The following is a 25,726-nucleotide window of genomic DNA, read 5'->3' as shown; positions in this document are numbered from 1 at the left end:
CGTGCGGCTCAAATGCATCAAGCTGGCGGGGTTCAAGTCCTTCGTCGACCCGACCACGGTGAACTTCCCGAGCAACATGGCGGCGGTGGTCGGGCCCAATGGCTGCGGCAAATCGAACATCATCGACGCCGTTCGCTGGGTAATGGGTGAGAGTTCGGCGAAGAACCTCCGTGGCGAATCGATGACCGACGTCATCTTCAACGGCTCCACCAGTCGCAAGCCGGTGAGCCAGGCGAGCATCGAACTGGTGTTCGATAACTCTGACGGCACTTTGCTCGGCGAATACGCCGCCTACGCGGAAATCTCCATTCGCCGCAAAGTGACGCGCGACAGCCAGACCACCTATTACCTCAACGGCACCAAGTGCCGGCGTCGTGACATCACCGACATCTTCCTCGGCACCGGCCTTGGCCCGCGCAGCTACTCGATCATCGAGCAGGGGATGATCTCCAAGCTGATCGAGTCCAAGCCCGAAGACCTGCGCAACTTCATCGAAGAAGCGGCGGGCATCTCCAAGTACAAGGAACGCCGGCGCGAGACCGAGAACCGCATTCGTCGTACCCACGAGAACCTGGAGCGCCTGACCGACCTGCGCGAGGAGTTGACGCGTCAGCTCGAGCGCTTGCATCGCCAGGCCGAGGCCGCCAAGAAGTACCAGGAATACAAGGGCGAGGAGCGCCAACTCAAGGCGCAACTGTCGGCCCTGCGCTGGCAGGCGTTGAACGATCAGGTCGGCCAGCGTGAAGCAATCATCGGCAACCAGGAAGTTTCCTTCGAGGCCCTGGTGGCCGAACAGCGCAATGCCGACGCGAGCATCGAGCGCCTGCGTGACGGGCACCACGACCTGTCGGAACGCTTCAATCTGGTGCAAGGGCGCTTCTACTCGGTCGGCGGTGACATTGCCCGGGTCGAGCAGAGCATCCAGCATGGCCAGCAACGCTTGCGGCAATTGCAGGACGACCTCAAGGAAGCCGAGCGCGCACGCCTGGAAACCGAATCCCACCTTGGCCATGACCGCACGCTGCTGCTGACCTTGGGCGAAGAGCTGGACATGCTGACCCCGGAACAGGAAGTCACCAGCGCTGCCGCCGAAGAGGCCGCCGCCGCGCTGGAAGACTCCGAAACCACCATGCATGGCTGGCAGGAACAGTGGGATACGTTCAACCTCACCGCCGCCGAACCGCGCCGTCAGGCTGAAGTACAGCAATCGCGGATCCAGCAGCTGGAAACCAGCCTGGAGCGTCTGGCCGATCGCCAGAAGCGTCTGGGCGAAGAGCGCGCCTTGCTCTCGGCGGACCCGGAAGACGCGGCGATCATGGAGCTCAGCGAGCAACTCGCCGAGTCCGAGGCGACCCTCGAAGATTTACAGACCAGTGAAGAGGCTCAGGTCGAAAAGCTCGAGCAACTGCGCCAGCAATTACAGCAAACGCTGACGGCGCAACAACAGGCCCAGGGCGATTTGCAGCGGCTCAACGGTCGACTGGCTTCGCTCGAAGCCTTGCAGCAGGCCGCGCTCGATCCGGGCACCGGCACCGCCGAATGGCTGCGCGAACAGCACCTGGCGGATCGCCCGCGCCTGGCCGAAGGCCTGAAGGTCGAGGCCGGTTGGGAGCTGGCGGTGGAAACCGTGCTCGGAGCCGACCTGCAGGCGGTGCTGGTGGATGATTTCAACGATTTCGATTTGTCGGGCTTTGCCCAGGGCGATTTGCGTTTGCTCAGCCCGGCCGGCGATGGCGTACGGGTGCCGGGCAGCTTGCTGGACAAGGTCGAGGCGCAGATCGATTTGTCGCCATGGCTGGGGCAGGTCAAGCCGGTCGACAGCCTTGAGCAGGCACTGGCCTTGCGCGGGCAATTGGCGGCCGGGCAGAGCCTGATCAGCCGTGACGGTTACTGGGTCGGTCGGCATTTCCTGCGCGTGCGTCGGGCCAGTGAAGCGGAAAGCGGCGTGCTCGCCCGTGGTCAGGAAATCCAGCAACTGGGCCTTGAGCGCGAAGAGCGCGAAGTCGCGGTCGAAACCCTGGAAACCCAACTGCAGAATCTCCGGGCGCAGCAGCGTCAGCAGGAGAACGGCCGCGAGCATTTGCGCCGCTTGCTGCAAGACGAAGCCCGCCAGCAAGGAGAATTGAAAGCCCAGTTGTCGGCCGGAAAAGCCAAGGCCGAGCAATTGACCCTGCGCCGAACCCGCCTCGACGAAGAACTCACCGAGCTGGATGAACAGCGCGCGCTGGAGCACGAAAACATCGGTGAGGCGCGTCTGCAACTGCAGGAAGCCCTCGACAGCATGGCGCTGGACACCGAGCAGCGCGAGTTGCTGCTGGCCCAGCGCGACAGTTTGCGCGAGCGCCTGGATCGGGTGCGGCAGGAAGCGCGGCAGCACAAGGATCATGCCCATCAGTTGGCGGTGCGCCTGGGTTCGCTCAAGGCACAGCACGATTCGACTCGCCAGGCGCTGGAGCGTCTGGAGATGCAGTCCGAGCGCCTGACCGAAAAGCGCGAACAACTGAGCCTCAATCTGGAGGAGGGCGAAGCGCCACTGGAAGAGCTGCGCCTGAAACTCGAGGAATTGCTCGACAAGCGCATGACCGTCGACGAGGAACTCAAGACCGCGCAGATCGCCCTCGAAGACGCCGACCGCGAATTGCGCGACGCCGAGAAGCGCCGCAGCCAGGCCGAACAGCAATCCCAGTTGATTCGCAGCCAGCTCGAAACCCAGCGCATGGAATGGCAAGCCCTGACCGTACGCCGCAAGACCTTGCAGGACCAGTTGCTGGAAGACGGCTACGATCTCCACGGCGTACTCGCGACATTGACCGCCGAGGCCAGCGAGAAGGAAGCCGAGGAAGAACTTGAGCGCATCGCCGCGAGGATTCAGCGTCTGGGCGCGATCAACCTGGCGGCCATCGATGAGTACCAGCAACAATCAGAGCGTAAACGTTATCTGGATGCCCAGGACGCCGATCTGGTGGAAGCGCTTGAAACCCTTGAGAACGTGATTCGCAAGATCGACAAGGAAACCCGCAACCGCTTCAAGGATACCTTTGATCAGATCAATGGCGGTTTACAGGCGCTTTTCCCAAAAGTTTTCGGTGGAGGCCGCGCGTATTTGGAACTGACGGGCGAAGATCTACTCGATACAGGGGTGACAATCATGGCGCAGCCGCCTGGAAAGAAGAACAGCACCATCCATTTGCTCTCCGGTGGCGAAAAAGCCCTGACCGCATTGGCCCTGGTTTTTGCGATCTTCAAGTTGAATCCGGCGCCGTTCTGCATGCTCGATGAAGTTGACGCGCCACTGGATGACGCTAACGTTGGACGCTACGCAAATTTGGTTAAAGAGATGTCGCAGTCAGTGCAGTTCATCTATATCACCCACAACAAGATCGCCATGGAAATGGCCGATCAACTGATGGGTGTGACGATGCACGAACCCGGTTGTTCACGTCTGGTGGCAGTGGATGTCGAGGAGGCGATGGCGATGGTGGACGCCTGAGTCATGGTTGCAGGAAGGCGTGTTCATGAGTTGTAGGACTCTTTTCCTCGCTTCGACTTGCTGGCCAATCGACATATTCGCGCTAGCCAAGGTAGTAGACGGTGTAAAGTTGCCTTTGGTCGTGCTAGTTTAATGTCAATTTTTCGTATACGTGGGCAAAACGCCTGTCAGAACATAGAGTTGGCGCCACGTTTTAAAGCGGTTTGCAGGTTGTAAACCCCTTATTTTTCAGCATTTTTTATAGAGGCACGGGATTACATGGAAATCGGTCTGCGCGAGTGGCTGATCGTCATCGGCATTATTGTCATTGCCGGTATTCTTTTTGATGGCTGGCGCCGTATGCGCGGCGGCAAGGGAAAACTGAAATTCCGCCTTGACCGAAGTCTGTCCAACCTGCCGGACGAGGACAGCAGCGCCGAGCTGCTGGGCCCGCCGCGCGTGCTGGACACGCATAAAGAGCCGCAACTGGACGAGCAGGACCTGCCGTCGGTGAGCATGCCGGCCCGCGAGCCTCGTGAATCGGGCTCCAAGCGCGGCAAGCGTGGCCACAGCGAGCCTTCCCAGGGCGATATGAACCTCAGTCTGGATCTGGATGGCGGCCCGAGCTTCAGCAGCCGCGACGACGATTTCCCGGATGACACCAAGTCCTCGCCAGCGCATGGCGAAAAGGATCAGCCGCAAGCTGAAGAAGTGCTGGTGATCAGCGTGATCTGCCGCGACGCTGCCGGCTTCAAGGGCCCGGCGCTGTTGCAGAACATTCTGGAAAGCGGCCTGCGTTTCGGCGAGATGGATATTTTCCACCGTCACGAAAGCATGGCGGGCAACGGCGAGGTGCTGTTCTCCATGGCCAACGCCGTCAAGCCGGGCGTATTCGACCTGGACGACATCGACCACTTCAGCACCCCGGCGGTGAGCTTCTTCCTGGGCCTGCCAGGCCCTCGCCATCCGAAGCAAGCTTTCGACGTGATGGTGGCCGCGGCGCGTAAGTTGTCCCAGGAGCTCAACGGCGAACTGAAGGACGACCAGCGCAGCGTACTGACTGCCCAGACGATCGAGCACTACCGTCAGCGCATCGTCGAATTCGAACGCCGCGCCCTGACCCAGAAACGCTGATCTAATGGCTGGGCAGGCTTCTGTGGCATAGGGGCTTGTTGTGGCGAGGGAGCTTGCTCCCGCTGGGCTGCGAAGCGGCCCCAAAACCAGCCGCCCCGGTGTGCAGGATTTACGGCGGCTTCGCCACCGAACGGGAGCAAGCTCCCTCGCCACAATGTCCATAGCCTTGAGCTACTGTATTTAGAAAATTGAGCAGCCTCGGCTGCTCTTTTGCTTTACGAGAGAACACCCATGACCGCCGCCAAGAACCGTATTTTAGAGCTGCGCGCTGAGCTGGATCAGCACAACTATCGCTATCACGTGCTCGACGAGCCGAGCATTCCGGACGTCGAATACGACCGCTTGTTCAACGAGCTCAAGGCGCTGGAAGCGGCCCATCCCGAGCTGATCACCAGCGACTCGCCCACCCAGCGAGTGGGCAGCGCGGCGCTGTCGGCGTTCACCCAGGTGCGTCACGAAGTGCCGATGCTCAGCCTCGGCAACGCCTTCGAAGAAACCGACATGCGCGAGTTCGACCGCCGGGTGACCGAAGGCCTGGATTTGCCGGCGGGCGACCTGTTCGGTGGCGGCGCAACCGTCGAATACAGCTGTGAGCCCAAGCTCGATGGCCTGGCCGTCAGCCTGCTGTACCAGGATGGCGTCCTGGTGCGCGGCGCCACGCGCGGCGATGGCACGACCGGTGAAGACATCAGCGTCAACGTGCGCACCGTGCGCAACATTCCGCTCAAGCTGCACGGTACTGGCTGGCCGGCGACCCTGGAAGTGCGCGGCGAAGTGTTCATGTCCAAGGCCGGTTTCGAACGGCTCAACGCCACGCAACTGGAAGTCGGCGGCAAGACTTTCGCCAACCCGCGCAACGCAGCGGCGGGCAGCTTGCGCCAGCTGGATTCGAAGATCACCGCCAACCGTCCGCTGGAATTCTGCTGCTACGGCATCGGCCAGGTGTCGGCGGACATTGCCGATACGCATATCGGCAATTTACAGCAACTCAAGGCCTGGGGCATGCCGATCAGCCATGAGCTGAAACTGGCGCAGGGAATCGCTGAATGCCTGGATTACTACCGCGACATCGGTGAGCGGCGCAGCGCGCTGCCCTATGAAATCGACGGTGTGGTGTTCAAGGTCAACAGCATCGCCTCCCAGCGTGAACTGGGCTTTCGCGCCCGTGAGCCGCGCTGGGCCATCGCCCACAAATTCCCGGCGATGGAAGAGCTCACCGAACTGCTCGATGTGGAATTCCAGGTCGGCCGCACCGGTGCGGTGACGCCGGTGGCGCGTCTGAAGCCGGTCAAGGTCGCGGGCGTCACGGTGGCCAACGCCACGCTGCATAACATGGACGAAGTGGCGCGCCTGGGCCTGATGATCGGCGACACGGTGATCATTCGCCGTGCCGGTGACGTGATTCCGCAAGTGGTGCAGGTGGTCATGGAACGTCGTCCGGAAAACGCCCGGCCGGTGCAGATCCCGGAGAAATGCCCGGTGTGTGGCTCCCATGTCGAGCGCACACAATTGATCAAGCGCAGCAAGGGCCGCGAGACGGTCAGCGAAGGCGCGGTGTACCGCTGCGTCGGCCGCCTGGCCTGTGGCGCGCAACTCAAGCAGGCCATCATTCACTTCGTCTCCCGTCGTGCCATGGACATCGAAGGCCTGGGCGAGAAAAGCGTCGAGCAACTGGTCGACGAAGGCCTGGTGAGTTCGCCGGCCGATCTGTACGCCCTGACGTTCGAGCAGATCGTCGATCTGGAAGGCTTTGCCGAGTTGTCGAGCAAGAACCTGCTCGGCGCCATTGAAGACAGCAAGAAGCCGGGCCTGGCGCGGTTCATCTACGCCCTCGGGATTCCCGATGTCGGCGAAGAGACGGCCAAGGTGCTGGCACGTTCCCTGGGTTCGCTGGAGCGGGTGCAGCAGGCTTTGCCGCAGGTGCTGACGTACTTGCCGGATGTCGGGCTGGAAGTCGCGCACGAGATCCACAGCTTCTTTGAAGACGCACATAACCAGCAGGTGATCGCTGAACTGCTCAAGCATGGCTTGCAGATTCAGGACCAGGGCGAGTTGGGTGCCGAGTTTTCGGCGAGCACCACGCTGGGCGGTTTTCTCGACAAACTGCATATTCCATCGGTCGGTCCGGGCGGGGCGCAGAAGCTGGCGGACAAGTTCGGCTCGCTGCAGGCGGTGATCGGTGCTGACTGGCTGGATATGCGTCAGGCGCTGCCGGAGAAACAGGCCAATTCGGTGCGCGAGTTCTTCGCGCTCGAAGAGAATCGCCAATTGGCCGAGGCGGCCGAGAAGCAACTGGTCGAATTCGGCATGCACTGGCAGAGCGAGAAAAAGGTCGTCGAAGGCTTGCCGCTGGCCGGCCAGACCTGGGTGCTGACCGGCTCGCTGGAGCTGATGAGCCGCGATGTGGCCAAGGACAAACTCGAAAGCCTGGGGGCCAAGGTCGCCGGCTCCGTGTCGGCCAAGACCCATTGCGTGGTCGCAGGACCGGGCGCCGGTTCGAAGTTGACCAAGGCCAATGAGCTGGGGTTGAAGGTGCTGGATGAAGAGGCGTTTGTCGAGTTTCTGCGCGAGCACGATATTTCGGTGTGAAGCCATTCGCGAGCAAGCCCGCTCCCACATTTAACCGAGTTCTTCCTGTAAGAATCCGATCGAATGTGGGAGCGGGCTTGCTCGCGAAGGCGATTTCAGCACCCCGGCAGAAAGCGGGAACAATCAACTCTCGGAAATGATCTAGTCTTGGCAAGCCCCAGGGAGAGATCGCCATGCACCCTTTCTTCGAGCAGCTCAGCTCGCGCATCGCCGCACCGTTCGTGGCCGAAAGCTCGCGCAACAGCAAGGTCTGGTCCTGTCGTTGCGGGCAATCGCTGTTTTTCCGCAACAGCCAGTGCCTGGCGTGTTCGGCGGCCCTTGGGTATCAACCTGAGCAAAGCCGTTTATCTTCCCTGCAACCGGGCGAGCGCCCCGAGACCTGGTGGCTCGACGCCGATCCGCAGGCGGGCGCGTTCCGCCGCTGCGCCAACCTCGATTCACCGGCTGCGTGCAACTGGCTGCTGGCGGCCAATCACCACGAAACCTTGTGCATGGCCTGCAGCTTGAATCGCACGATTCCCGACCTGTCGATCACCGAAAATCACGAGCGCTGGCGCAAGGTGGAAACCGCCAAGCGGCGTCTGGTCGCGCAACTGGTCAGCCTGGGGTTGCAGGTGATTCCCAGGACAGTCGATGAAGAGACTGGCCTTGCCTTCGATTTCATCGGTGTCGACCTTGAAGGCAAGCCGCCGACCACGGGCCACGCCAACGGCCTGATCACCCTCGATATCAAGGAAGCCGACGACGCGCACCGCGAGCAGGTGCGGGTGCAAATGCACGAACCCTATCGCACGTTGCTCGGGCATTTTCGTCACGAAGTCGGGCATTACTACTGGGACCGATTGATCGCCCGCAGCCATTGGCTTGAGCCGTTTCGCGGCGTGTTCGGCGATGAACGCGCGAGCTACGCCGATGCCCTCGAACGGCATTATCAGCAGGGCGCACCGCTCGACTGGCAGCAGCACTGCGTCAGCGCCTACGCGACCATGCACCCGTGGGAAGACTGGGCGGAAACCTGGGCGCATTACCTGCACATGATGGACGCCGTGGACACCGCGCTGGGATTTGGCATGAGCGCCCGGGAAATGGACTTCGACTATCAGCCGTTTCCACCCCAAACCCTCTACGATCCGCAGCATCCCGGCGGCGCGGCTTTCCTGTCGTTCGTCAACGCCTGGATCGAACTGGCCGGCATGCTCAACGAGCTGTCACGCAGCATGGGGCAGCCGGATTTCTACCCCTTCGTCCTGCCGCCTGCTGTCGTTACCAGGCTGCACTTCATTCACCTGGTGATTCAGCAGGCGGGTGGCAGGGCGGATGCGGTGCTTGAGGCGCAATAGCAAGTGCTTGAAGCCCCTCATGTTTTTTATCCGAAACCAACGGTTGTAACTTCGCCTCAGATAGGTACAATGGCGCGGCTCGCCGACAGGTGAGCATCGTTATGGTGACCCTATCGGTCCCCCCGCAACGATCAGCCGTGAACCCGGTCAGGCCTGGAAGGGAGCAGCCGCAGCGGTGACATTGTGTGCCGGGGTGTGGCTGGTAGGGTTACCACCTTAACGCCACGCGAGTGTTCTCTCGCGTTCTCTTCTTGAATACAGACTTTCGCTAGCTGCCAGGATCTTCTCCGGGGCGGTTTTTCGTCGTTTGCGCTTTATCCACAGCCGCCGGCTCGCCACCGATATACAGCCGAACAATTTCATCGATCTCCCCGGACATCTTCATCCGCGCCAGGGTGCGCAGAATGCTCTGCACCGGGACCTGTGGGTCGTTGCGAACGTAGCAACCGAGACGGTTTTCCTGCAGCACTGCCACGTTTTGCAGTTGCTGCTCCGGCAGCAGGCGGTGATTGAACCAGTCCAGGCTCCATTGATTGCTGACGGCATAGCGATTGCGGCCGGCCAGGAGTTTTTCCAGCACTTGTTCCTGATTGCGTGCGTCGTCGCGCTGCAGTTGGCCGCTGTCGAACAGCGGTTGCAGGGTCGGGTAGCTGTAGCCCAGCACGGTGCCTATGGGTTGTTGCGGCAAGTCGGCGGGTTTGACTGCGTCGGGCGTTGCATCCCGGGTGATCAACACGTCAGGTTGAGTGAAGAGCGGGATGCTCCAGAGATAATCGCCAGGCTGTTCAGGCAGCCACGATTGTGCGGCATAACAGCGGACATCGACCTCGCCTTGCTCCATGGCGCCTTGTATGCGCCGGCGGGGCAATACGTGGAATTCGGCTGGTACGCCGACCTGGGTCGCGAGGCTGAGCATCATGTCATAGAGGATGCCCTGTGTCGGTTTGCCCCGCTCAAGCTGCACCATGGGCATGCTCCAGCTGTCGGTTATCACGAAACGCAGCGGTGCTGGCGCCGCCGCGCCGTCCAGGCTGATCAACAGCAATGCCCCCAAGGCCAACCGCATAAACACTCCGTTAAATGCCTGTGATGTGCAGCTTAGCCACAATACACGAGCGCACCGGATGCAATTTGTGCCTTGCTCCGCTAGCATTAGCCGCTTCTGCTTCCTTCGCTGCGACGGTTTTCGATGAGTTATCAGGTTCTTGCACGTAAATGGCGTCCGCGCTCGTTCCGCGAAATGGTCGGCCAGACCCATGTGCTCAAGGCTCTGATCAATGCCTTGGACAGCCAGCGGCTGCACCACGCCTACCTCTTCACCGGTACCCGTGGGGTCGGCAAGACCACCATCGCGCGGATCATTGCCAAATGCCTTAACTGTGAGACAGGTATCACATCGACCCCCTGTGGCGAGTGTTCGGTGTGTCGCGAAATCGACGAGGGCCGCTTTGTCGACCTGATCGAGATCGACGCCGCGAGCCGCACCAAGGTCGAAGATACCCGCGAATTGCTCGACAACGTGCAGTACGCCCCGAGCCGCGGGCGCTTCAAGGTCTACCTGATCGACGAAGTGCACATGCTCTCCAGCCATTCCTTCAACGCGCTGCTCAAAACCCTCGAGGAGCCGCCACCCTACGTCAAGTTCATCCTGGCGACCACTGATCCGCAGAAACTTCCGGCAACGATTCTGTCGCGGTGCCTGCAGTTCTCCCTGAAGAACATGACGCCGGAACGGGTTGTCGAGCACTTGACCCACGTGCTGGGTGTCGAGAACGTGCCGTTCGAAGACGATGCACTGTGGTTGCTGGGCCGTGCTGCCGACGGTTCGATGCGTGATGCCATGAGCCTGACCGACCAGGCGATTGCCTTCGGTGAAGGCAAGGTCCTGGCCGCCGATGTGCGGGCGATGCTCGGGACCCTCGATCACGGGCAGGTCTACGACGTCCTGCATGCGCTGATCGAAGGCGATGCCAAGGCGTTGCTCGAAGCCGTCCGCCACCTGGCCGAACAAGGCCCGGACTGGAATGGCGTGCTCTCGGAGATTCTCAATGTGCTGCACCGCGTTGCCATTGCCCAGGCCTTGCCGGAAGGTGTCGATAACGGTCACGGCGACCGTGATCGCGTGCTGGCACTGGCCCAGGCCTTGCCGGCCGAAGACGTGCAGTTCTACTACCAGATGGGCCTGATCGGCCGCCGCGACTTGCCGCTGGCGCCGGATCCCCGGGGCGGTTTTGAAATGGTGTTGCTGCGGATGCTGGCGTTCCGGCCCGCAGACACCGCGGATGCCCCGAGGCAACCGCTAAAGCCAGTGGGGATCAGCCAGGCCACAGTTGATTCCGCAAACTCAGTGGCTGCCGCGCAGGTCGTTGCGCCGGTAGCCGCTGCGGCCGTTGCACCGATAGCGGCTGCGCCAGTGGCAGCTCCTGCGCCAGCACCGGAACCGGTCGTTGTGCCAGAACCTGCGCCTGTGCCTGTGGTTGAAGCGGTCGTGGTCGAAGAGGTGGTCGACCTGCCGTGGAATGACCCGGTCGAGCCTGCCCCTGTTCAGCAACCGGCGGTGGAGCCGGTGCTGGAAACCGCCAGCGAACAACCCGAATTACCGCCGATGCCGTTGCCGACGCCGGACAGCGTGGTGCCGGACGCCCCGGAGTGGGCCGCCGCGCCAATCCCGGAGCCTTCGGTGGCGGACGTCGATGCCGCAACGCCGGGCATGGACCTGGATGACGAGCCGCCGCTGGACGAGGATTACATCGAGCCGGACATGGATTCGGCCTACAGTTACCTCGACGAACTGGCCAGCGAGCATGCCGCTGACCCGGCGCCGGAGCCCGAGCCTGAGCCCGCGGCAATGCCGGCCACTGGCCTCGCCCTGCAATGGCTGGAGCTGTTCCCGAAATTGCCGATTTCCGGCATGACCGGCAGCATCGCCGCCAACTGCACGCTGATCGCGGTGGATGGCGACAATTGGCTGATGCACCTGGACCCGGCCCACAGTGCCTTGTTCAATGCCACTCAGCAGCGTCGCCTCAACGATGCGCTGAACCAGTATCACCAGCGCACGCTGACCCTGAGCATCGAGCTGATCAAGCCCGAGCAGGAAACCCCGGCACAAGCGGCTTCGCGCCGCCGCGCCAACCGTCAGCGCGAGGCGGAGGAATCGATCCACGGCGATCCGTTCATCCAGCAAATGATGCAGCAGTTCGGTGCGGTGGTCCGTAACGATACTATTGAACCTGTCGACGCCCTGGTCACTCAGGGCTAATAACTGAAGGCGCTCGGCTACATTCCGCCGGGCGCTGTTTTGATCCAAGTACTTTTGAGGTGATTACCATGATGAAAGGTGGCATGGCCGGCCTGATGAAGCAGGCGCAGCAGATGCAGGAAAAAATGGCCAAGATGCAGGAAGAACTGGCCAACGCCGAAGTCACCGGTAAGGCCGGTGGCGATATGGTCACCGTGGTGATGACCGGGCGTCATGACGTCAAGAGCGTGACCATCGACCCGAGCCTGGTCGAAGGCATGAGCGAAGACGACAAGGAAATGCTGGAAGCGGTCATCGCCTCCGCGGTCAACGATGCCGTACGCAAGATCGAAGCCAACAGCCAGGACAAGATGGGCAGCATGACTGCCGGCATGCAACTGCCGCCGGGCATGAAACTGCCATTCTGATTCGCCTTCAGGCGGCAGATGAGCTACAAAAAATGCCAGGCATTGCGCTTGGCATTTTTGTTTTTGTCTGTTGGATATGTGTCGTCCGTGATGGCGCCTTCGCGAGCAAGCCGGCTCCCACAGGGGGATGTACACAAATCCAGTGTGGGAGCGGGCTTGCTCGCGAAGAATTCACCCCGGTGCAACTGAAAACACATCGAACCCCATACCGCCACAAAGGTCTGCTCCCTATATCTCCCAACCCCATCGATCACAGGAGACGCTGCCATGTCCGACCCCATGACCCTCAATCAACGCATTGTCCTGGCTTCACGCCCGGTCGGCGCGCCAACACCGGAAAACTTCCGCATGGAGCGGGTGGCGTTGCCGGAGCTCGCCGACGGTCAGGTGCTGCTCAAGACCGTTTTCCTGTCGCTGGATCCCTACATGCGCGGGCGCATGAGCGACGCTCCGTCCTACGCCGCACCGGTGGAAATCGGCGAAGTCATGACCGGGGGCGCGGTCAGTCGGGTCGAGCGTTCGCTCAATCCGAAGTTTCAGGAAGGTGACCTGGTGGTTGGTGCCACCGGTTGGCAAAGCCACAGCATCAATGACGGGCGCAGCATCGTCCCGGTGCCGTCGGGATTGCCCAGTGCATCGATGGCCCTTGGGGTGCTGGGAATGCCGGGCATGACCGCGTACATGGGCCTGATGGACATCGGCCAGCCCCAGGCCGGCGAAACCCTGGTGGTTGCAGCGGCCTCAGGCGCTGTGGGTTCGGTGGTCGGCCAGGTGGCGAAGATCAAGGGGCTGCGTGTGGTCGGCGTGGCCGGCGGGGCGGACAAGTGCCGTTATGTGGTCGACGAGTTGGGCTTCGACGCCTGCATCGACCACAAGAGCCCGGACTTTGCCGATGAGCTGGCCAAGGCCTGCGGCAAGGGCATCGACATCTACTACGAAAACGTCGGCGGCAAGGTCTTCGACGCCGTGGTGCCGTTGCTCAATCCCAAGGCGCGGATTCCACTGTGCGGCCTGATTGCCTCCTATAACGCCCATGAAGCGCCGAGCGGGCCGGATCGCCTGCCCCTGTTGCAACGCACCCTGTTGACCAAGCGGGTGCGCATCCAGGGCTTCATCGTGTTCGATGACTATGGTGATCGTCAGCCGGAATTCCTCAGTGCCATGGCGCCCTGGGTACGTGATGGCAAGGTGAAGTTCCGCGAAGACGTGGTCGATGGTCTGGAGCAGGCTCCCGACGCGTTCATCGGCATGCTGGAGGGGCGCAACTTCGGCAAACTGGTGGTTCGGGTTTCCCGGGACTGAGTAATCGACGCTGCAATTTGACGCTCAACCGAGGCGCGGGTATAAACCGCGTCTCGTTGTTTTGTCGGACTTTTCCACCATGAGCTTCAGCCCTTTGATTCGCCAACTGATCGACGCCCTGCGAATTCTGCCTGGCGTGGGTCAGAAAACCGCCCAGCGCATGGCGTTGCAGTTGCTCGAGCGTGACCGCAGCGGCGGCTCGCGCCTGGCGCTGGCCTTGAGCCAGGCCATGGAAGGGGTCGGTCATTGCCGCTTGTGCCGTACGCTGACCGAAGATGATCTGTGCCCGCAATGCGCCGATACCCGTCGCGACGACACCTTGCTCTGCGTGGTGGAAGGCCCGATGGATGTCTATGCGGTGGAGCAGACCGGTTTCCGCGGGCGCTACTTCGTGCTCAAGGGGCATCTGTCGCCGCTCGACGGTCTGGGGCCGGAAGCCATCGGCATACCGCAATTGATGGCGCGGATCGAAGAGGCCGGCACCTTCGCCGAAGTCATCCTGGCGACCAACCCGACCGTGGAAGGTGAGGCCACAGCGCATTACATCGCCCAGTTGCTCAGCAGCAAAGGCCTGATCGCCTCGCGTATCGCCCATGGCGTGCCGCTCGGTGGTGAGCTGGAGCTGGTGGATGGCGGCACGCTGGCGCATTCGTTTGCCGGGCGTAAGCCGATTTCGCTCTGAGTTGTGCGGTGTCTTTACTGACGCCTTCGCGAGCAAGCCCGCTCCCACAGGGGATTGCATTCCAAATGTGGGAGCGGGCTTGCTCGCGAAGGGCGCACCTCGGTGTCGCTCATTCACACAATCCTGTTGAAAACCAAGCAAGCGCTCGGTTAACTTCACTGACCCCTTCAGTGGAGCTCGCCGATGTCTGCCTTTCAGGAATACTTCGACCCCAGCCACCAATTGGTCCGTGACAGCGTCAGACGTTTTGTCGAACGCGAGATTCTTCCTGATATCGAGCAGTGGGAAGAAGCCGAAAGCTTCCCTCGCGAGCTCTACCTCAAGGCCGGCGCGGCGGGGATTCTCGGCATCGGTTATCCGGAAACTTACGGAGGCAGCCACGAAGGGGATCTGTTCGCCAAGGTTGCCGCCAGTGAAGAGTTGATGCGCTGCGGCTCAGGCGGGCTGGTGGCCGGCCTGGGGTCGCTGGATATCGGCTTGCCGCCCATTCTCAAGTGGGCACACCCCGAAGTGCGGGATCGTGTGCTGCCCCAGGTGTTGTCGGGAGAGAAAATCAGCGCCCTGGCCATCACCGAGCCCGGCGGCGGCTCCGACGTCGCCAACCTGCAAACCCGCGCCGTGCGCGATGGCGATTTTTACCGGGTCAATGGCAGCAAAACCTTTATCACCAGTGGTGTGCGTGCGGACTTTTATACCGTCGCGGTGCGTACCGGTGAGCCGGGGTTCTCCGGCATCAGCCTGTTGCTGATCGAAAAGGACACGCCGGGTTTCACCGTAGGACGGCAATTGAAGAAAATGGGCTGGTGGACGTCAGACACGGCCGAACTGTTCTTCGATGATTGCCCGGTGCCCGCGAGAAATCTGATCGGCGCCGAGAACATGGGCTTTGCCTGCATCATGGGCAATTTCCAGAGCGAACGCCTGGCCCTGGCACTGATGGCCAACATGACCGCGCAGCTGGCGCTGGAGGAAAGCCTGAAATGGGCGCGCCAGCGCGAAGCCTTTGGCAAACCGATCGGCAAGTTTCAGGTGATCAAGCATCGCCTCGCCGAGATGGCGACCGGGCTGGAAGTGTCCCGGGAGTTCACTTACCGCCAGGCGGCAAAGATGGCGGCGGGGCAGAGCGTGATCAAGGAAATTTCCATGGCCAAGAATTTTGCGACGGATACCGCAGACCGGATCGTGACCGATGCGGTGCAGATACTCGGTGGACTGGGATACATGCGCGAGAGCCTGGTGGAGCGGCTGTACCGCGACAACCGGATTTTGTCGATTGGCGGCGGGACGCGGGAAGTGATGAACGAGATCATCAGCAAGCAGATGGGGCTCTGAGTTTTTTGCGGTGTAGCGACTGACGCCATTCGCGAGCAAGCCCGCTCCCACATTTGACTGCGTTCTGTCAGGAAGAATGTGGGAGCGGGCTTGCTCGCGAAGGCGTCAGTACCGGCGCCAGATTACTTATCGCTCAACGCAAACTGCGTCAGGCAGAACGTCGGAATGCCCATGTCTTCCAGGCGTTGCGAACCACCCAGCTCCGGCAGGTCGATGATCGCCGCCGCTTCATGCACCCGCGCGCCCATGCGGCGGATCAGGTTGGCGGCGGCAATCAGGGTGCCGCCGGTCGCGATCAAGTCATCGAACATCACCACCGAGTCACCTTCGCACAGGCTGTCGGCGTGCACTTCCAGGAAGGCTTCGCCGTATTCGGTCGCATAGCCCTCGGCCAGCACTTCAGCCGGCAGTTTGCCTTGCTTGCGAAACAGCACCAGCGGCTTGTTCAACTGATAGGCCAGTACCGAACCAATCAGGAAGCCACGGGCGTCCATCGCGCCGATGTGGGTGAAGTCAGCCTCGACGTAACGGTGGGCAAAGCTGTCCATCACCAGGCGCAGGGCCTTGGGCGACTGGAACAGCGGGGTGATGTCGCGAAAGATCACGCCCGGCTTCGGGAAGTCGATGACAGGGCGGATGAGGGATTTGATGTCGAAGGAGTCGAAGACCATCGTCTAGGTGTCCTGGCAGGGCTGCAAACAAGGCAGTATAACGGCGGCTGAACCCTTTCGCTCAGCCGCAACGTTTTGTTTCAGCCTTCCAGTGAGCCACCGGCCAGGGCGCACAGCTGGATCGGATCGATAATCCGGATTTCCTTGCCTTCTGCCGCAATCAGCTCGTTTTGCTGGAAGCGGGTAAAGACCCGGGACACGGTTTCCACCGCCAGGCCCAGGTAGTTGCCGATTTCGTTGCGCGACATGCTCAGGCGGAACTGATTGGCGGAAAAACCCCGGGCGCGGAAACGTGCCGACAGGTTGACCAGGAAGGTGGCGATGCGTTCGTCGGCGGTCTTTTTCGACAGCAGCAGCATCATCTGCTGGTCGTCACGGATTTCGCGGCTCATCACCCGCATCAACTGACGGCGCAACTGCGGCAGTTGCAGGGCCAGTTCGTCGAGGCGTTCGAAAGGAATTTCACACACCGAAGTGGTTTCCAGGGCTTGTGCCGACACCGGGTGCTTTTCGGTGTCCATACCCGACAGGCCGACCAGCTCGCTGGGCAGGTGGAAACCGGTGAGCTGTTCTTCACCGCTGTCGCTCAGGCTGAAGGTCTTGAGGGCGCCGGAACGGACAGCGTAGACAGAATCGAAGGTATCGCCCTGGCGAAACAGAAACTCGCCTTTTTTCAGCGGCCGGCCGCGCTTGACGATTTCGTCCAGCGCATCCATGTCTTCCAGATTCAGCGAAAGAGGCAGGCAAAGAGGGGCCAGGCTGCAATCCTTGCAATGGGCTTGACTATGAGCGCGCTGTTTTACTGGCTCGGACATTTCTTCAATCCTTGTGGGAATTCACACATAAGACGTAAGGGTAACTCACCATAGGAGATCGAGGCCAGTCCGGGACGCTAGCTTGCAGAATTAGATCACCCGCGAAAATCGCTGGCGACTGTGTTGTTCCAGGTACGCGTCGAACACCATGCACACCGAACGCACTAACAATCGCCCGGCGGGCAGGATGGTGATCCTGTCGCGATCGAGTTCGATCAGCCCGTCTTTGGCCATGTCTTGCAGTTGGGGCCAGAGTTCGCCGAAGTAGCCCTGGAAGTCGATGTTGAAAGCCTGTTCGATGTCGCAGAACTCCAGGCTGAAATTGCAGATCAATTGCGCAATGACCGCGCGCCGCAGCCGGTCATCGGCATTGCACAGCAGGCCGCGGCTGGTGGCCAGTTGCATTGAGGCCAGGGTGTTCTGATAGTGGTTCAGGTCGCTGCTGTTCTGGCAGTAGAGGTCGCCGATCTGGCTGATTGCCGAGACGCCGAGGCCGATCAGATCGCAATGACCGTGGGTGGTGTAGCCCTGGAAATTGCGTTGCAGGGTCGATTCTTCCTGGGCGATCGCCAGCTCGTCGTCGGGCAGGGCGAAGTGGTCCATGCCGATGTAGCGGTAACCGGCGCTGATCAGTTGCTCAATGGTGCGCTGCAGCATTTCCAGTTTCTGCGCGGGTGTCGGCAGTTCATTGCTGTTGATGCGCCGCTGGGGCATGAAGCGTTCCGGCAGGTGGGCGTAGTTGAATACCGATAACCTGTCCGGTTGCAGGTTGATGACCTCTTCGACGGTGCGGGCGAAGTTCTCCGGCGTCTGTCTCGGCAGGCCGTAGATCAGGTCGATATTGATCGAGCGAAACTGCAAGGTGCGGGCGGCGTCGATCACGGCGCGGGTTTCTTCCAGGCTTTGCAGGCGATTGACTGCTCGCTGCACCGCCGGGTCGAGGTCTTGCAGGCCGATGCTGACCCGATTGAAACCCAGTTCGCGCAGCAGTCCCATGGTCGACCAATCGGCCTCGCGGGGGTCGATCTCGATGCCGTAGTCGCCGGAATCGTCGTCCAGCAAGTTGAAGTGTTTGCGCAGGTGCGCCATCAACTGGCGCAGTTCGTCGTGGCTGAGAAAGGTCGGCGTGCCGCCACCGAAGTGCAGTTGCTCGACTTTCTGTGTGGGGTCGAGGTGGCAGGCGATCAACTGGATTTCCTGTTCCAGGCGCTGCAAATACGGCTGCGCCCGGCCGCGATCCTTGGTGATGACCTTGTTGCAGGCGCAGTAGTAGCAAATGTTCGCGCAGAACGGCACGTGCACGTACAGGGACAGTGGGCGTTGGGCCTTGCGGCTGTCGCGCAGGGCATGAAACAGGTCGAAGGTGCCGACCTGGCTGTTGAATTGCACGGCGGTCGGGTACGAGGTGTAGCGGGGTCCCGCCAGGTCATAACGGCGGATCAGATCAGTGTCCCAACGAATGGCGTCGAGCATCATGCGGGCATTCCCCGGATAGGCTGGCAGTGTCGGCCACTTTATGCGAGGGCGGGGTGGGGCATCTTGATTTGCATCAAGGTCAGAATCTTTGTCGTTTGTGAGGGCCTCATCGCGAGCAAGCTCGCTCCCACAGGGGGAGTCGCTGTGTACACAAAACCTGTGGGAGCGAGCTTGCTCGCGATGGGCGCGCCGCCGGTTTAATGCCCCATGAGCCAATGTTGATGCGGTCCCGGCAAGGTCCAGATGCCAAACAGCATCACCAGCATCCCACCCGCCATGCGCACGCTGCGCTTGCGCAACACCGCGGTGACGCGCTCGGCGGCCAGGCCGGTCGCCAGCAGCACCGGCCAGGTGCCAAGCCCGAACGCGAGCATCAACAATGCACTGTCCAGCGCGTTGCCCTGGCTGGCCGACCACAGCAGGGTGCTGTAAACCAGGCCGCACGGCAGCCAGCCCCAGAGCGCACCCAGCAGCAACGCACGCGGAACGCTCGATACCGGCAGCAACCGGTTGGCAACTGGCTGGATGTGCCGCCACAAGCCTCGACCGAGGCTTTCGATACGGGTCAGGCCACTCCACCAGCCGGCCAGGTACAGGCCCATGGCAATCAACAGCAAGCCGGCGAGGACTCGCAGGAACATCGCCGCCGGGCTGCTGGCCACGGCCCATCCGGCCAGGCCGATCAACAGTCCGGCGCAGGCGTAGCTCAGAATCCGCCCCAGGTTGTAGGCCAGCAGCAGGCGAAAGCGGCGGCTGCGTTGCTCCTTGGGAATCGCCAGGGTCAGCGCGCCCATCAAGCCGCCGCACATGCCCAGGCAATGACCGCCGCCGAGCAAGCCGAGGATCACCGCCGATACCAGCAGTGGCGCCAGTTCAAGCATGGGGCGGGGCCTTGTCTTGCGGTTTGGCCGGTTGGCCGCTGGCTTCGTCGACGGCGGCGGTGTGGTTCGGGTCCTGGTCGTCGAACAGGATGCTGTGGGCCGGGCCGTCGAGGTCGTCGTACTGCCCGCTGTCGACCGCCCAGAAGAAGATATAGACGGCGATGGCCACGATCAGCAGCGCAGCGGGAATCATCACGTAGAGAGCTGGCATCTGGACTCCATGCCCGCGCGGCTCAGGCCGGCAGCGGGCGGGTTTCTGGCGGGGTGTCGAGGGCGCGCTCGCTCGGCATCCGAGTCAGGCGCAGCGCGTTCAGCACCACGGTCAACGAACTGATCGACATGCCTACCGCCGCCCAGACCGGAGTGATCCAGCCGAGGGCAGCGAAGGGCAACATGAGGCCATTGTACAACCCGGCCCACAACAGGTTCTCGATAATGACCCGACGGGTGCGCCGCGCCAGGCTGAAGGCTTGCACCAGCGTGTCGAGGCGGTTGGACAGCAGCACCGCATCGGCACTGGTTTTCGCCAGGTCAGTGGCCGAGCCCATGGCGACGCTGATATCCGCAGCTGCCAGCACCGGCACGTCATTGACGCCGTCCCCCAGCATCAACACCTTGCGACCTTCCTTGTGCAGTTGTTGCAGGACTTGCAGTTTGTCGTCCGGGCGCAGGCCGCCGCGCGCTTCATCGATGCCCAATTCCGCAGCCACGCTGGCGACCATCGGCGAGCTGTCGCCGGACAACAACAGCGTGCGCCAGCCCCGTGCCTTGCACGCGGCCAGCAAGGCCGGCGCATCGGCGCGCAAGCGATCATCGAGGACGAGCCAGGCCAGCGGCCCTTCGCTGTCGCCGAGCAGCAGCCATTGGCCGGCTTCTTCGGGCATCGGCGGCACCAGGGCGCCACTGAGTTCGCAGACGAATCCCGGTTGACCGATGCGCAGGCGCCGCCCTTCAACCAGCCCCTCCAGGCCAAGACCCGGTGTGCTGTGGACTTCTTCGGCCGCCATCGGCGCACGACCGAAAGCACGGGCGATGGGGTGTTCTGAGCGGTTTTCCAGGGCGGCGGCCAAGCCCAGGCATTGGTCGCTGTCGAGGGCGCCGAGGGGGCGGATCGAGCGTAGCGCCAGCCGGCCTTCGGTGAGGGTGCCGGTCTTGTCGAAAATCACCGTGTCGATCTGGTTCAGGCCTTCCAGCACATGACCGCGGGTCAGTAGCAGGCCGAGTTTGTGCAAGGTGCCGGTGGCCGCGGTGAGGGCGGTCGGCGTCGCCAGCGACAAGGCGCACGGGCAGGTCGCCACGAGCATCGCCAGCACGATCCAGAAGGCTCGCGATGAGTCCAGTTCCCACCACAACAGGCCAATGGCCGCAGCCGCGATCAGCGACAACAGCAGGAACCATTGTGCGGCGCGGTCGGCGATTTCCGCCAGGCGCGGCTTTTCGGCCTGGGCACGATCGAGCAGGCGAACGATGGCCGAGAGACGCGTGTCCTGGCCCAGGGCCTGGACCTCGACGGTCAGTGCGCCTTCGACGTTCAGGGTGCCGGCGGTGACCGCATCGCCGAGGGTGCGAGGGTGCGGCAGGTATTCGCCGGTCAGCAGCGATTCGTCGATACTCGATTGGCCGTCGAGGATCTTGCCGTCAGCCGGGAGAATGGCGCCTGGATGAACCAGTACCTGATCACCGATTCGCAGTTCGCTGAGCAGAATGCGTTCGCTCTGGCCTTCAGGCGTCAAGCGCAGGCACGAGGCGGGCAACAGATTCACCAGCTGCGCGGTGGCGGCGGCCGTGCGCTCGCGGGCGCGCCGTTCCAGATAACGCCCGGCCAGCAAGAACAGGGCAAACATGCCGACGGCATCGAAATACAGCTCGCCCACCCCGGTGATCGAAGTCCAGATCCCGGCAACGTAGGCGCTGCCGATGGCCAGCGACACGGAAACGTCCATGGTCAGGTGGCGGGTGCGCAGATCGCGCATGGCGCCTTTGAAAAACGGCGCGCAGCTGTAGAACACGATCGGGGTGGTGAGGAACAGCGCGACCCAGCGCAGGATGGTATGCAGTTCGGGACTGAGGTCGATATTGAACTCAGGCCAGGTGGCCATGGTTGCCATCATCGCCTGGAACCACAGCAACCCGGCCACACCAAGCTGGCGCAGGGCCAGGCGGTTTTCGCTGGCCAGTTGTTCGCTGGCGCGATCGGCCTGATAGGGGTGTGCGGCGTACCCGATGTGGCGCAGTTCGCTGAGGACACGGCTCAGGGGTAATTGCGCGTCGCTCCAGCGCACGTGCAGGCGGTGGTTGGACAGGTTCAGGCGCGCTTCGGCCACCGCCGGCAAGGTGCGCAGGTGTTTCTCGATCAACCAGCCGCAGGCGGCGCAACTGATGCCTTCCATCAGCAGCGTGGTTTCGGCCATTTCGCCTTCGTGGCGGACAAAGGGTTGCTGCACATCGGCGCGGTCGTAAAGCGCCAGTTCGTCGACCAGTTGTACCGGCAGCGCCTCGGGGTTGGCCGAGGCTTCGCTGCGGTGCTGGTAATAGCTATCCAGGCCGCCGGCGACGATGGCCTCGGCCACGGCCTGGCAACCCGGGCAGCAGAACTCGCGGGTTTGCCCCAGGACCGCAGCGGTGAAGCGGCTGCCGGCCGGGACGGGCAGGGCGCAGTGGTAGCAGGGGAGTGGGGTGGTCATGGGATTTTCATTAATGCCGCAGGATCTCTGTTGTCAAGCAGGGCCTCTTCGCGGGCAAGCCCGCTCCCACAGTTGATCAATGTCGTGCACTGAATGTGTGTACACCAGTGATCCCTGTGGGAGCGGGCTTGCTCGCGAATGCGCGGAGCGCAGCTTTTACTTTTTCAGGTCTTCGGCACCTTGCAACGGTTCGTCACCGAGCAGCAGATCCTTGTCATGGTTGACCAGTTCCTCTTCGAACATGCGCCAGATGTGCTCGTCCTGGGTGCCAAGCAATTCGACAAAACGCCGGCCTTCGATCTTGTCGCTCAGTTGGCCAATGTAGCGACCCTGTTCGGTTTCGCTGCGGGTCAGGGTGATCTTGCGATCCTTCTCCGGCTGGGTCGGCGAGATCAGGTTCAGCTCCAGGGTTTTCGGATGGCTGTCGCCGCTCAGGCGCAGGTCAACTTCGCCGGTCACGTCATCGAGATGAATACTGGCGCGCATTTTCAGGTTCAGGGCCAGCAGCTCACGGTCGAGGGAGCGGTTGATGCCTTTGCCAGCCTCGTAGTAGTTGTCGTTGACCAGGTTGTCCGGGTTCTTCACCGCGATGGTCACCATGGACAAGGTCAGGGCAACCGAGCAGGCCAGGATCCCGATGATGATCCACGGCCAGAGGTGCTTGTACCAGGGGCTTGCGGCAGTTGCTGCGGGCATGTTCAGTTCTCTCAACGAATTTGTGGGCCGATGAACCGGCTCTTGGCTTCAATGTGGACGCTGTCGTCATCGGCATCCTTGAGGATGAATTTCACCTCGTTGGTGCTCGACGGCAGTTTTTCCGGCGCGACCGACAGCTCGGCAGGCTGGCTGACGATCTCGCCGGCCGCGACCTTGATCTCGCGCCGGCCCTGCAATTTGAGATCCGGCAGGCCGGAGGCTTCGAGCAGGTAGGTATGGTCGCGCTGGTCCTTGTTCATGATTTTCAGGCTGTAGACGTTTTCGATCCGGCCTTCGGCGTTCTCGCGGTACAGCACGCGGTCCTTGCTGACATCGAAACCCACCAGCGCACGCATGAAAAACGCGGTCACCAGCAAGCTGATCATCGCCAGCAGTACCACGGCATAGCCGATCAGGCGTGGACGCAGTTTATGGGTTTTCTGCCCGGACAGGTTGTGCTCGGTGGTGTAGCTGATCAGCCCGCGCGGGTAATCCATCTTGTCCATGATGGCGTCGCAGGCATCGATGCAGGCAGCGCAGCCAATGCATTCGATTTGCAGGCCGTCGCGGATGTCGATACCGGTCGGGCAGACCTGGACGCACATGGTGCAGTCGATGCAGTCACCCAGGCCCTGGGCCTTGTAATCGATGCCTTTCTTGCGCGGGCCACGGCCTTCGCCGCGGCGCGGGTCGTAGGAAACGATCAGGGTGTCCTTGTCGAACATCACGCTCTGGAAGCGCGCGTACGGGCACATGTAGATGCACACCTGTTCGCGCAACCAGCCAGCGTTGCCGTAAGTGGCGAGGGTGAAGAAACCGACCCAGAAGTAAGACCAGCCATCGGCCTGACCGGTGAAGAAGTCGAACACCAGTTCGCGGATTGGCGAGAAGTAACCGACGAAGGTCATGCCGGTGACGAAACCGATCAACAGCCACAGGCTGTGCTTGCTGAACTTGCGCAAGAACTTGTTGGCGCTCATCGGCGCCTTGTCGAGCTTGATGCGCTGGTTGCGATCACCTTCGGTGACTTTTTCGCACCACATGAAGATCCAGGTCCACACGCTTTGCGGACAGGTATAACCGCACCAGACCCGTCCGGCGTACACCGTGATGAAGAACAGGCCGAACGCGGCGATGATCAGCATGCCGGACAGCAGGATGAAGTCCTGGGGCCAGAAGGTGGCGCCGAAAATGAAAAACTTGCGCTCCGGCAGGTTCCACCAGACCGCCTGATGACCGCCCCAGTCCAGCCACACCGTACCGAAATACAGCAGGAACAACAGGGCGCCGCCGGTCATCCGCAGATTACGGAACAGGCCGGTGAAGGCGCGGGTGTAGATTTTTTCCCTGGCGGCGTAGAGGTCGACGCTGTTGTTCGCGTTCTTGGCAGGTGGAGTGACGTCGTGTACCGGAATCTGGTTGCTCATCATTGCATCCCACGGCAGTGGAAAAGTGCCTCGGTCAGTACGTGCCGACCGCGGTCAAAAAGGGGTGTTGCAGTGGCGCAATGATACGCCTGTCGCTCTAGCCTGCGGGTGCGACCTTTGGTCACGTTTGGCAAAATCAATTGATGGTGTAATGACTTGAATCAATTGACTTGTAAATTATGGACGGTTTTCAGGTGCGGGCGGAATCAATTCTCAACGCAACAACCTGTAGGAGCCAGCCTGCTGGCGATGGAGTCAAGGGCGCCGCGTTGAACCAGAGAGCACGCGTGCCAGCAGGCTGGCTCCTACAGTTTCCCGGGAATGCGTGAAGAACCATAAAAAAGGCCCCGCCAATTCTGATTGGCGGGGCCGTTTTTTATTGCATCAAGCGTTTGCCTTACTCGGCGTCCGCTGCCTTCTCACCGTGAGACAGGCTGTAGACGTAAGCGGCCAGCAGGTGAACCTTGTCGTTACCTTGCAGCTGCTCTTGCGCAGGCATCTGGCCCTGGCGGCCGTAACGGATGGTCTGCTGCAGTTGAGCGAAGCTCGAGCCGTAGATGAACGCTGCCGGGTGAGTCAGGTCGGGTGCGCCCATCGCTGGCGTACCTTTGCCTTCCGGACCGTGGCACGCCACGCAGTTGGCGGCGAACAGTTTCTGCCCGGCAACCGGGTCGGCCTTGGCGCCTTCCGGCAGCTTGCGGCCGTCGAGGTTGGTCAGGACAAACGCGGCCACGTCGGCCACGCCTTGCTCACCGATCACTTCAGCCCACGCCGGCATCACCGCATGACGGCCGCCCATGATGCTGGTCTTGATGGTTTGCGGCTCGCCGCCCCAGCGCCAGTCGGCGTCGGTCAGGTTAGGGAAGCCATAGGCGCCCTTGGCGTCGGAACCGTGGCAGACCGAGCAGTTGGAGGCGAACAGTCGGCCACCCATCTTCAGGGCTTGCGGGTCCTTGGCCACTTCTTCGATTGGCATGGCCGCGAACTTGGCAAAGATCGGACCGAACTTGGCGTCCGACTTGGCCATTTCCTTTTCCCACTCGTGGACGCCGGTCCAGCCGGTCTGGCCGTTGGCGAAGGGGGTCTGCTTCTCGTTGTCGAGGTAGCCGTAACCCGGCAGCAGGCCTTTCCAGTTACCCAGGCCCGGATACAGCGCCAGGTAGCCCAGTGCGAAGATGATGGTGCCCACGAACAGCATGAACCACCATTTCGGCAGCGGGTTGTCGTACTCCTCGATCCCGTCGAAGGAGTGCCCGACCGTCTCGTCTGTCTGCTCGGTGCGCTGGCCCTTGCGGGTCGACAGCAGCAGCCAGGTCAGGGAAAAGATCGTACCGAGACTGAGGACTGTGACATACAGACTCCAGAATGTAGTCATTCTTTGTTACTCCTAGAAGCTTGCTCGACGTGCTTGATGGCTTCGGGATCATCCGCGAAAGGCAGCAAGGTCGCGTCTTCAAACTCCGACTTGCGCTTGGGACTGAACACCCACAGTGCCAGTCCGATGAAGGCCACCATCACGACAACGGTGCCCAGGCCACGAATCATCCCGATATCCATCT

20 protein-coding genes and 1 other RNA gene are annotated in these 25,726 nt (G+C 61.7%); 10 read left to right on the top strand and 11 right to left on the bottom strand.

The genetic code is table 11. The annotated features are described in order from the left end of the window. Position 1 precedes the first annotated feature (1 nt). The 5 genes from smc to ffs all read left to right on the top strand — a co-directional run bounded on the left by smc (position 2) and on the right by ffs (position 8,740). Positions 2 to 3,490 carry a chromosome segregation protein SMC gene (smc, locus tag AC3WN7_RS00205; protein WP_102673250.1) on the top strand — a complete coding sequence of 1,163 codons (3,489 nt, stop codon included), beginning with the start codon at positions 2 to 4 and terminating at the stop codon, positions 3,488 to 3,490. Positions 3,491 to 3,748: 258 nt separating this feature from the next. Then, positions 3,749 to 4,603 carry a cell division protein ZipA gene (gene zipA, locus AC3WN7_RS00200; RefSeq protein WP_102673249.1) on the top strand — a complete coding sequence of 285 codons (855 nt, stop codon included), beginning with the start codon at positions 3,749 to 3,751 and terminating at the stop codon, positions 4,601 to 4,603. Positions 4,604 to 4,834: 231 nt separating this feature from the next. Then, positions 4,835 to 7,192 (top strand): NAD-dependent DNA ligase LigA, encoded by a 2,358-nt coding sequence (gene ligA, locus AC3WN7_RS00195; protein WP_102673248.1) that lies wholly within the window; start codon positions 4,835 to 4,837, stop codon positions 7,190 to 7,192. A 173-nt stretch (positions 7,193 to 7,365) separates the two neighbouring features. After that, positions 7,366 to 8,532 (top strand): zinc-binding metallopeptidase family protein, encoded by a 1,167-nt coding sequence (locus tag AC3WN7_RS00190; protein WP_102673247.1) that lies wholly within the window; start codon positions 7,366 to 7,368, stop codon positions 8,530 to 8,532. Positions 8,533 to 8,643: 111 nt separating this feature from the next. Beyond that, positions 8,644 to 8,740, top strand: an RNA gene (gene ffs, locus AC3WN7_RS00185) — signal recognition particle sRNA small type. Positions 8,741 to 8,800: 60 nt separating this feature from the next. Here ffs and AC3WN7_RS00180 read toward each other — a convergent pair. After that, positions 8,801 to 9,598: a substrate-binding periplasmic protein gene (locus AC3WN7_RS00180; RefSeq protein WP_102673246.1), complete on the bottom strand. Its 798-nt coding sequence runs from the start codon at positions 9,596 to 9,598 to the stop codon at positions 8,801 to 8,803. 123 nt (positions 9,599 to 9,721) lie between these two features. Here AC3WN7_RS00180 and dnaX point away from each other — a divergent pair, with 123 nt between their 5' ends. The 5 genes from dnaX (at position 9,722) to AC3WN7_RS00155 (ending at position 15,517) form a co-directional block, all read left to right on the top strand. After that, positions 9,722 to 11,794: a DNA polymerase III subunit gamma/tau gene (gene dnaX, locus AC3WN7_RS00175; protein ID WP_102673245.1), complete on the top strand. Its 2,073-nt coding sequence runs from the start codon at positions 9,722 to 9,724 to the stop codon at positions 11,792 to 11,794. 68 nt (positions 11,795 to 11,862) lie between these two features. Continuing rightward, positions 11,863 to 12,201, top strand: a complete 339-nt coding sequence (locus tag AC3WN7_RS00170; RefSeq protein WP_007971455.1) for a YbaB/EbfC family nucleoid-associated protein — start codon at positions 11,863 to 11,865, stop codon at positions 12,199 to 12,201. Positions 12,202 to 12,468: 267 nt separating this feature from the next. Continuing rightward, positions 12,469 to 13,503, top strand: a complete 1,035-nt coding sequence (gene curA, locus AC3WN7_RS00165) for an NADPH-dependent curcumin/dihydrocurcumin reductase (RefSeq protein WP_095965194.1) — start codon at positions 12,469 to 12,471, stop codon at positions 13,501 to 13,503. Positions 13,504 to 13,582: 79 nt separating this feature from the next. Next, positions 13,583 to 14,185 (top strand): recombination mediator RecR, encoded by a 603-nt coding sequence (gene recR / locus AC3WN7_RS00160; protein ID WP_008050204.1) that lies wholly within the window; start codon positions 13,583 to 13,585, stop codon positions 14,183 to 14,185. A 183-nt stretch (positions 14,186 to 14,368) separates the two neighbouring features. Then, on the top strand, positions 14,369 to 15,517 hold the full coding sequence (locus tag AC3WN7_RS00155) for an acyl-CoA dehydrogenase family protein (RefSeq protein ID WP_102673243.1): 1,149 nt from the start codon (positions 14,369 to 14,371) through the stop codon (positions 15,515 to 15,517). Positions 15,518 to 15,639: 122 nt separating this feature from the next. On the opposite strand, the gene AC3WN7_RS00150 is transcribed toward AC3WN7_RS00155, so the two are convergent. From AC3WN7_RS00150 to AC3WN7_RS00105, 10 genes are all read right to left on the bottom strand, one after another. Beyond that, positions 15,640 to 16,188: an adenine phosphoribosyltransferase gene (locus AC3WN7_RS00150; RefSeq protein WP_095965196.1), complete on the bottom strand. Its 549-nt coding sequence runs from the start codon at positions 16,186 to 16,188 to the stop codon at positions 15,640 to 15,642. An 80-nt stretch (positions 16,189 to 16,268) separates the two neighbouring features. Next, entirely contained in the window at positions 16,269 to 17,003 is a 735-nt protein-coding gene (gene fnr / locus AC3WN7_RS00145) for a fumarate/nitrate reduction transcriptional regulator Fnr (RefSeq protein WP_095965197.1), read from the bottom strand. A 90-nt stretch (positions 17,004 to 17,093) separates the two neighbouring features. Beyond that, positions 17,094 to 18,476: an oxygen-independent coproporphyrinogen III oxidase gene (gene hemN, locus AC3WN7_RS00140; protein WP_102673338.1), complete on the bottom strand. Its 1,383-nt coding sequence runs from the start codon at positions 18,474 to 18,476 to the stop codon at positions 17,094 to 17,096. A 200-nt stretch (positions 18,477 to 18,676) separates the two neighbouring features. After that, positions 18,677 to 19,360, bottom strand: coding sequence for a sulfite exporter TauE/SafE family protein (locus AC3WN7_RS00135; protein ID WP_095965198.1), 684 nt, complete (start codon positions 19,358 to 19,360; stop codon positions 18,677 to 18,679). Next, positions 19,353 to 19,571: a cbb3-type cytochrome oxidase assembly protein CcoS gene (gene ccoS / locus AC3WN7_RS00130; protein ID WP_007971444.1), complete on the bottom strand. Its 219-nt coding sequence runs from the start codon at positions 19,569 to 19,571 to the stop codon at positions 19,353 to 19,355. Before ccoS ends, AC3WN7_RS00135 begins: the two co-directional genes overlap by 8 nt. A gap of 22 nt (positions 19,572 to 19,593) precedes the next feature. Continuing rightward, complete coding sequence (locus tag AC3WN7_RS00125) at positions 19,594 to 22,044, bottom strand: heavy metal translocating P-type ATPase (protein WP_102673242.1); 2,451 nt, start codon at positions 22,042 to 22,044, stop codon at positions 19,594 to 19,596. A 156-nt stretch (positions 22,045 to 22,200) separates the two neighbouring features. Beyond that, entirely contained in the window at positions 22,201 to 22,740 is a 540-nt protein-coding gene (locus AC3WN7_RS00120; RefSeq protein ID WP_095965200.1) for a FixH family protein, read from the bottom strand. An 11-nt stretch (positions 22,741 to 22,751) separates the two neighbouring features. Continuing rightward, on the bottom strand, positions 22,752 to 24,167 hold the full coding sequence (ccoG, locus tag AC3WN7_RS00115; protein ID WP_102673241.1) for a cytochrome c oxidase accessory protein CcoG: 1,416 nt from the start codon (positions 24,165 to 24,167) through the stop codon (positions 22,752 to 22,754). A 397-nt stretch (positions 24,168 to 24,564) separates the two neighbouring features. Then, positions 24,565 to 25,542, bottom strand: a complete 978-nt coding sequence (gene ccoP, locus AC3WN7_RS00110) for a cytochrome-c oxidase, cbb3-type subunit III (RefSeq protein WP_015095991.1) — start codon at positions 25,540 to 25,542, stop codon at positions 24,565 to 24,567. After that, positions 25,539 to 25,724, bottom strand: a complete 186-nt coding sequence (locus AC3WN7_RS00105) for a CcoQ/FixQ family Cbb3-type cytochrome c oxidase assembly chaperone (protein ID WP_003175465.1) — start codon at positions 25,722 to 25,724, stop codon at positions 25,539 to 25,541. Before AC3WN7_RS00105 ends, ccoP begins: the two co-directional genes overlap by 4 nt. Positions 25,725 to 25,726: the final 2 nt, after the last annotated feature.

This window comes from Pseudomonas sp. FW305-70 (genome assembly GCF_058783925.1).
The sequence above is the reverse complement of the archived record's forward strand: the minus strand, read 5'-3'. Positions and strand labels throughout refer to the sequence as shown.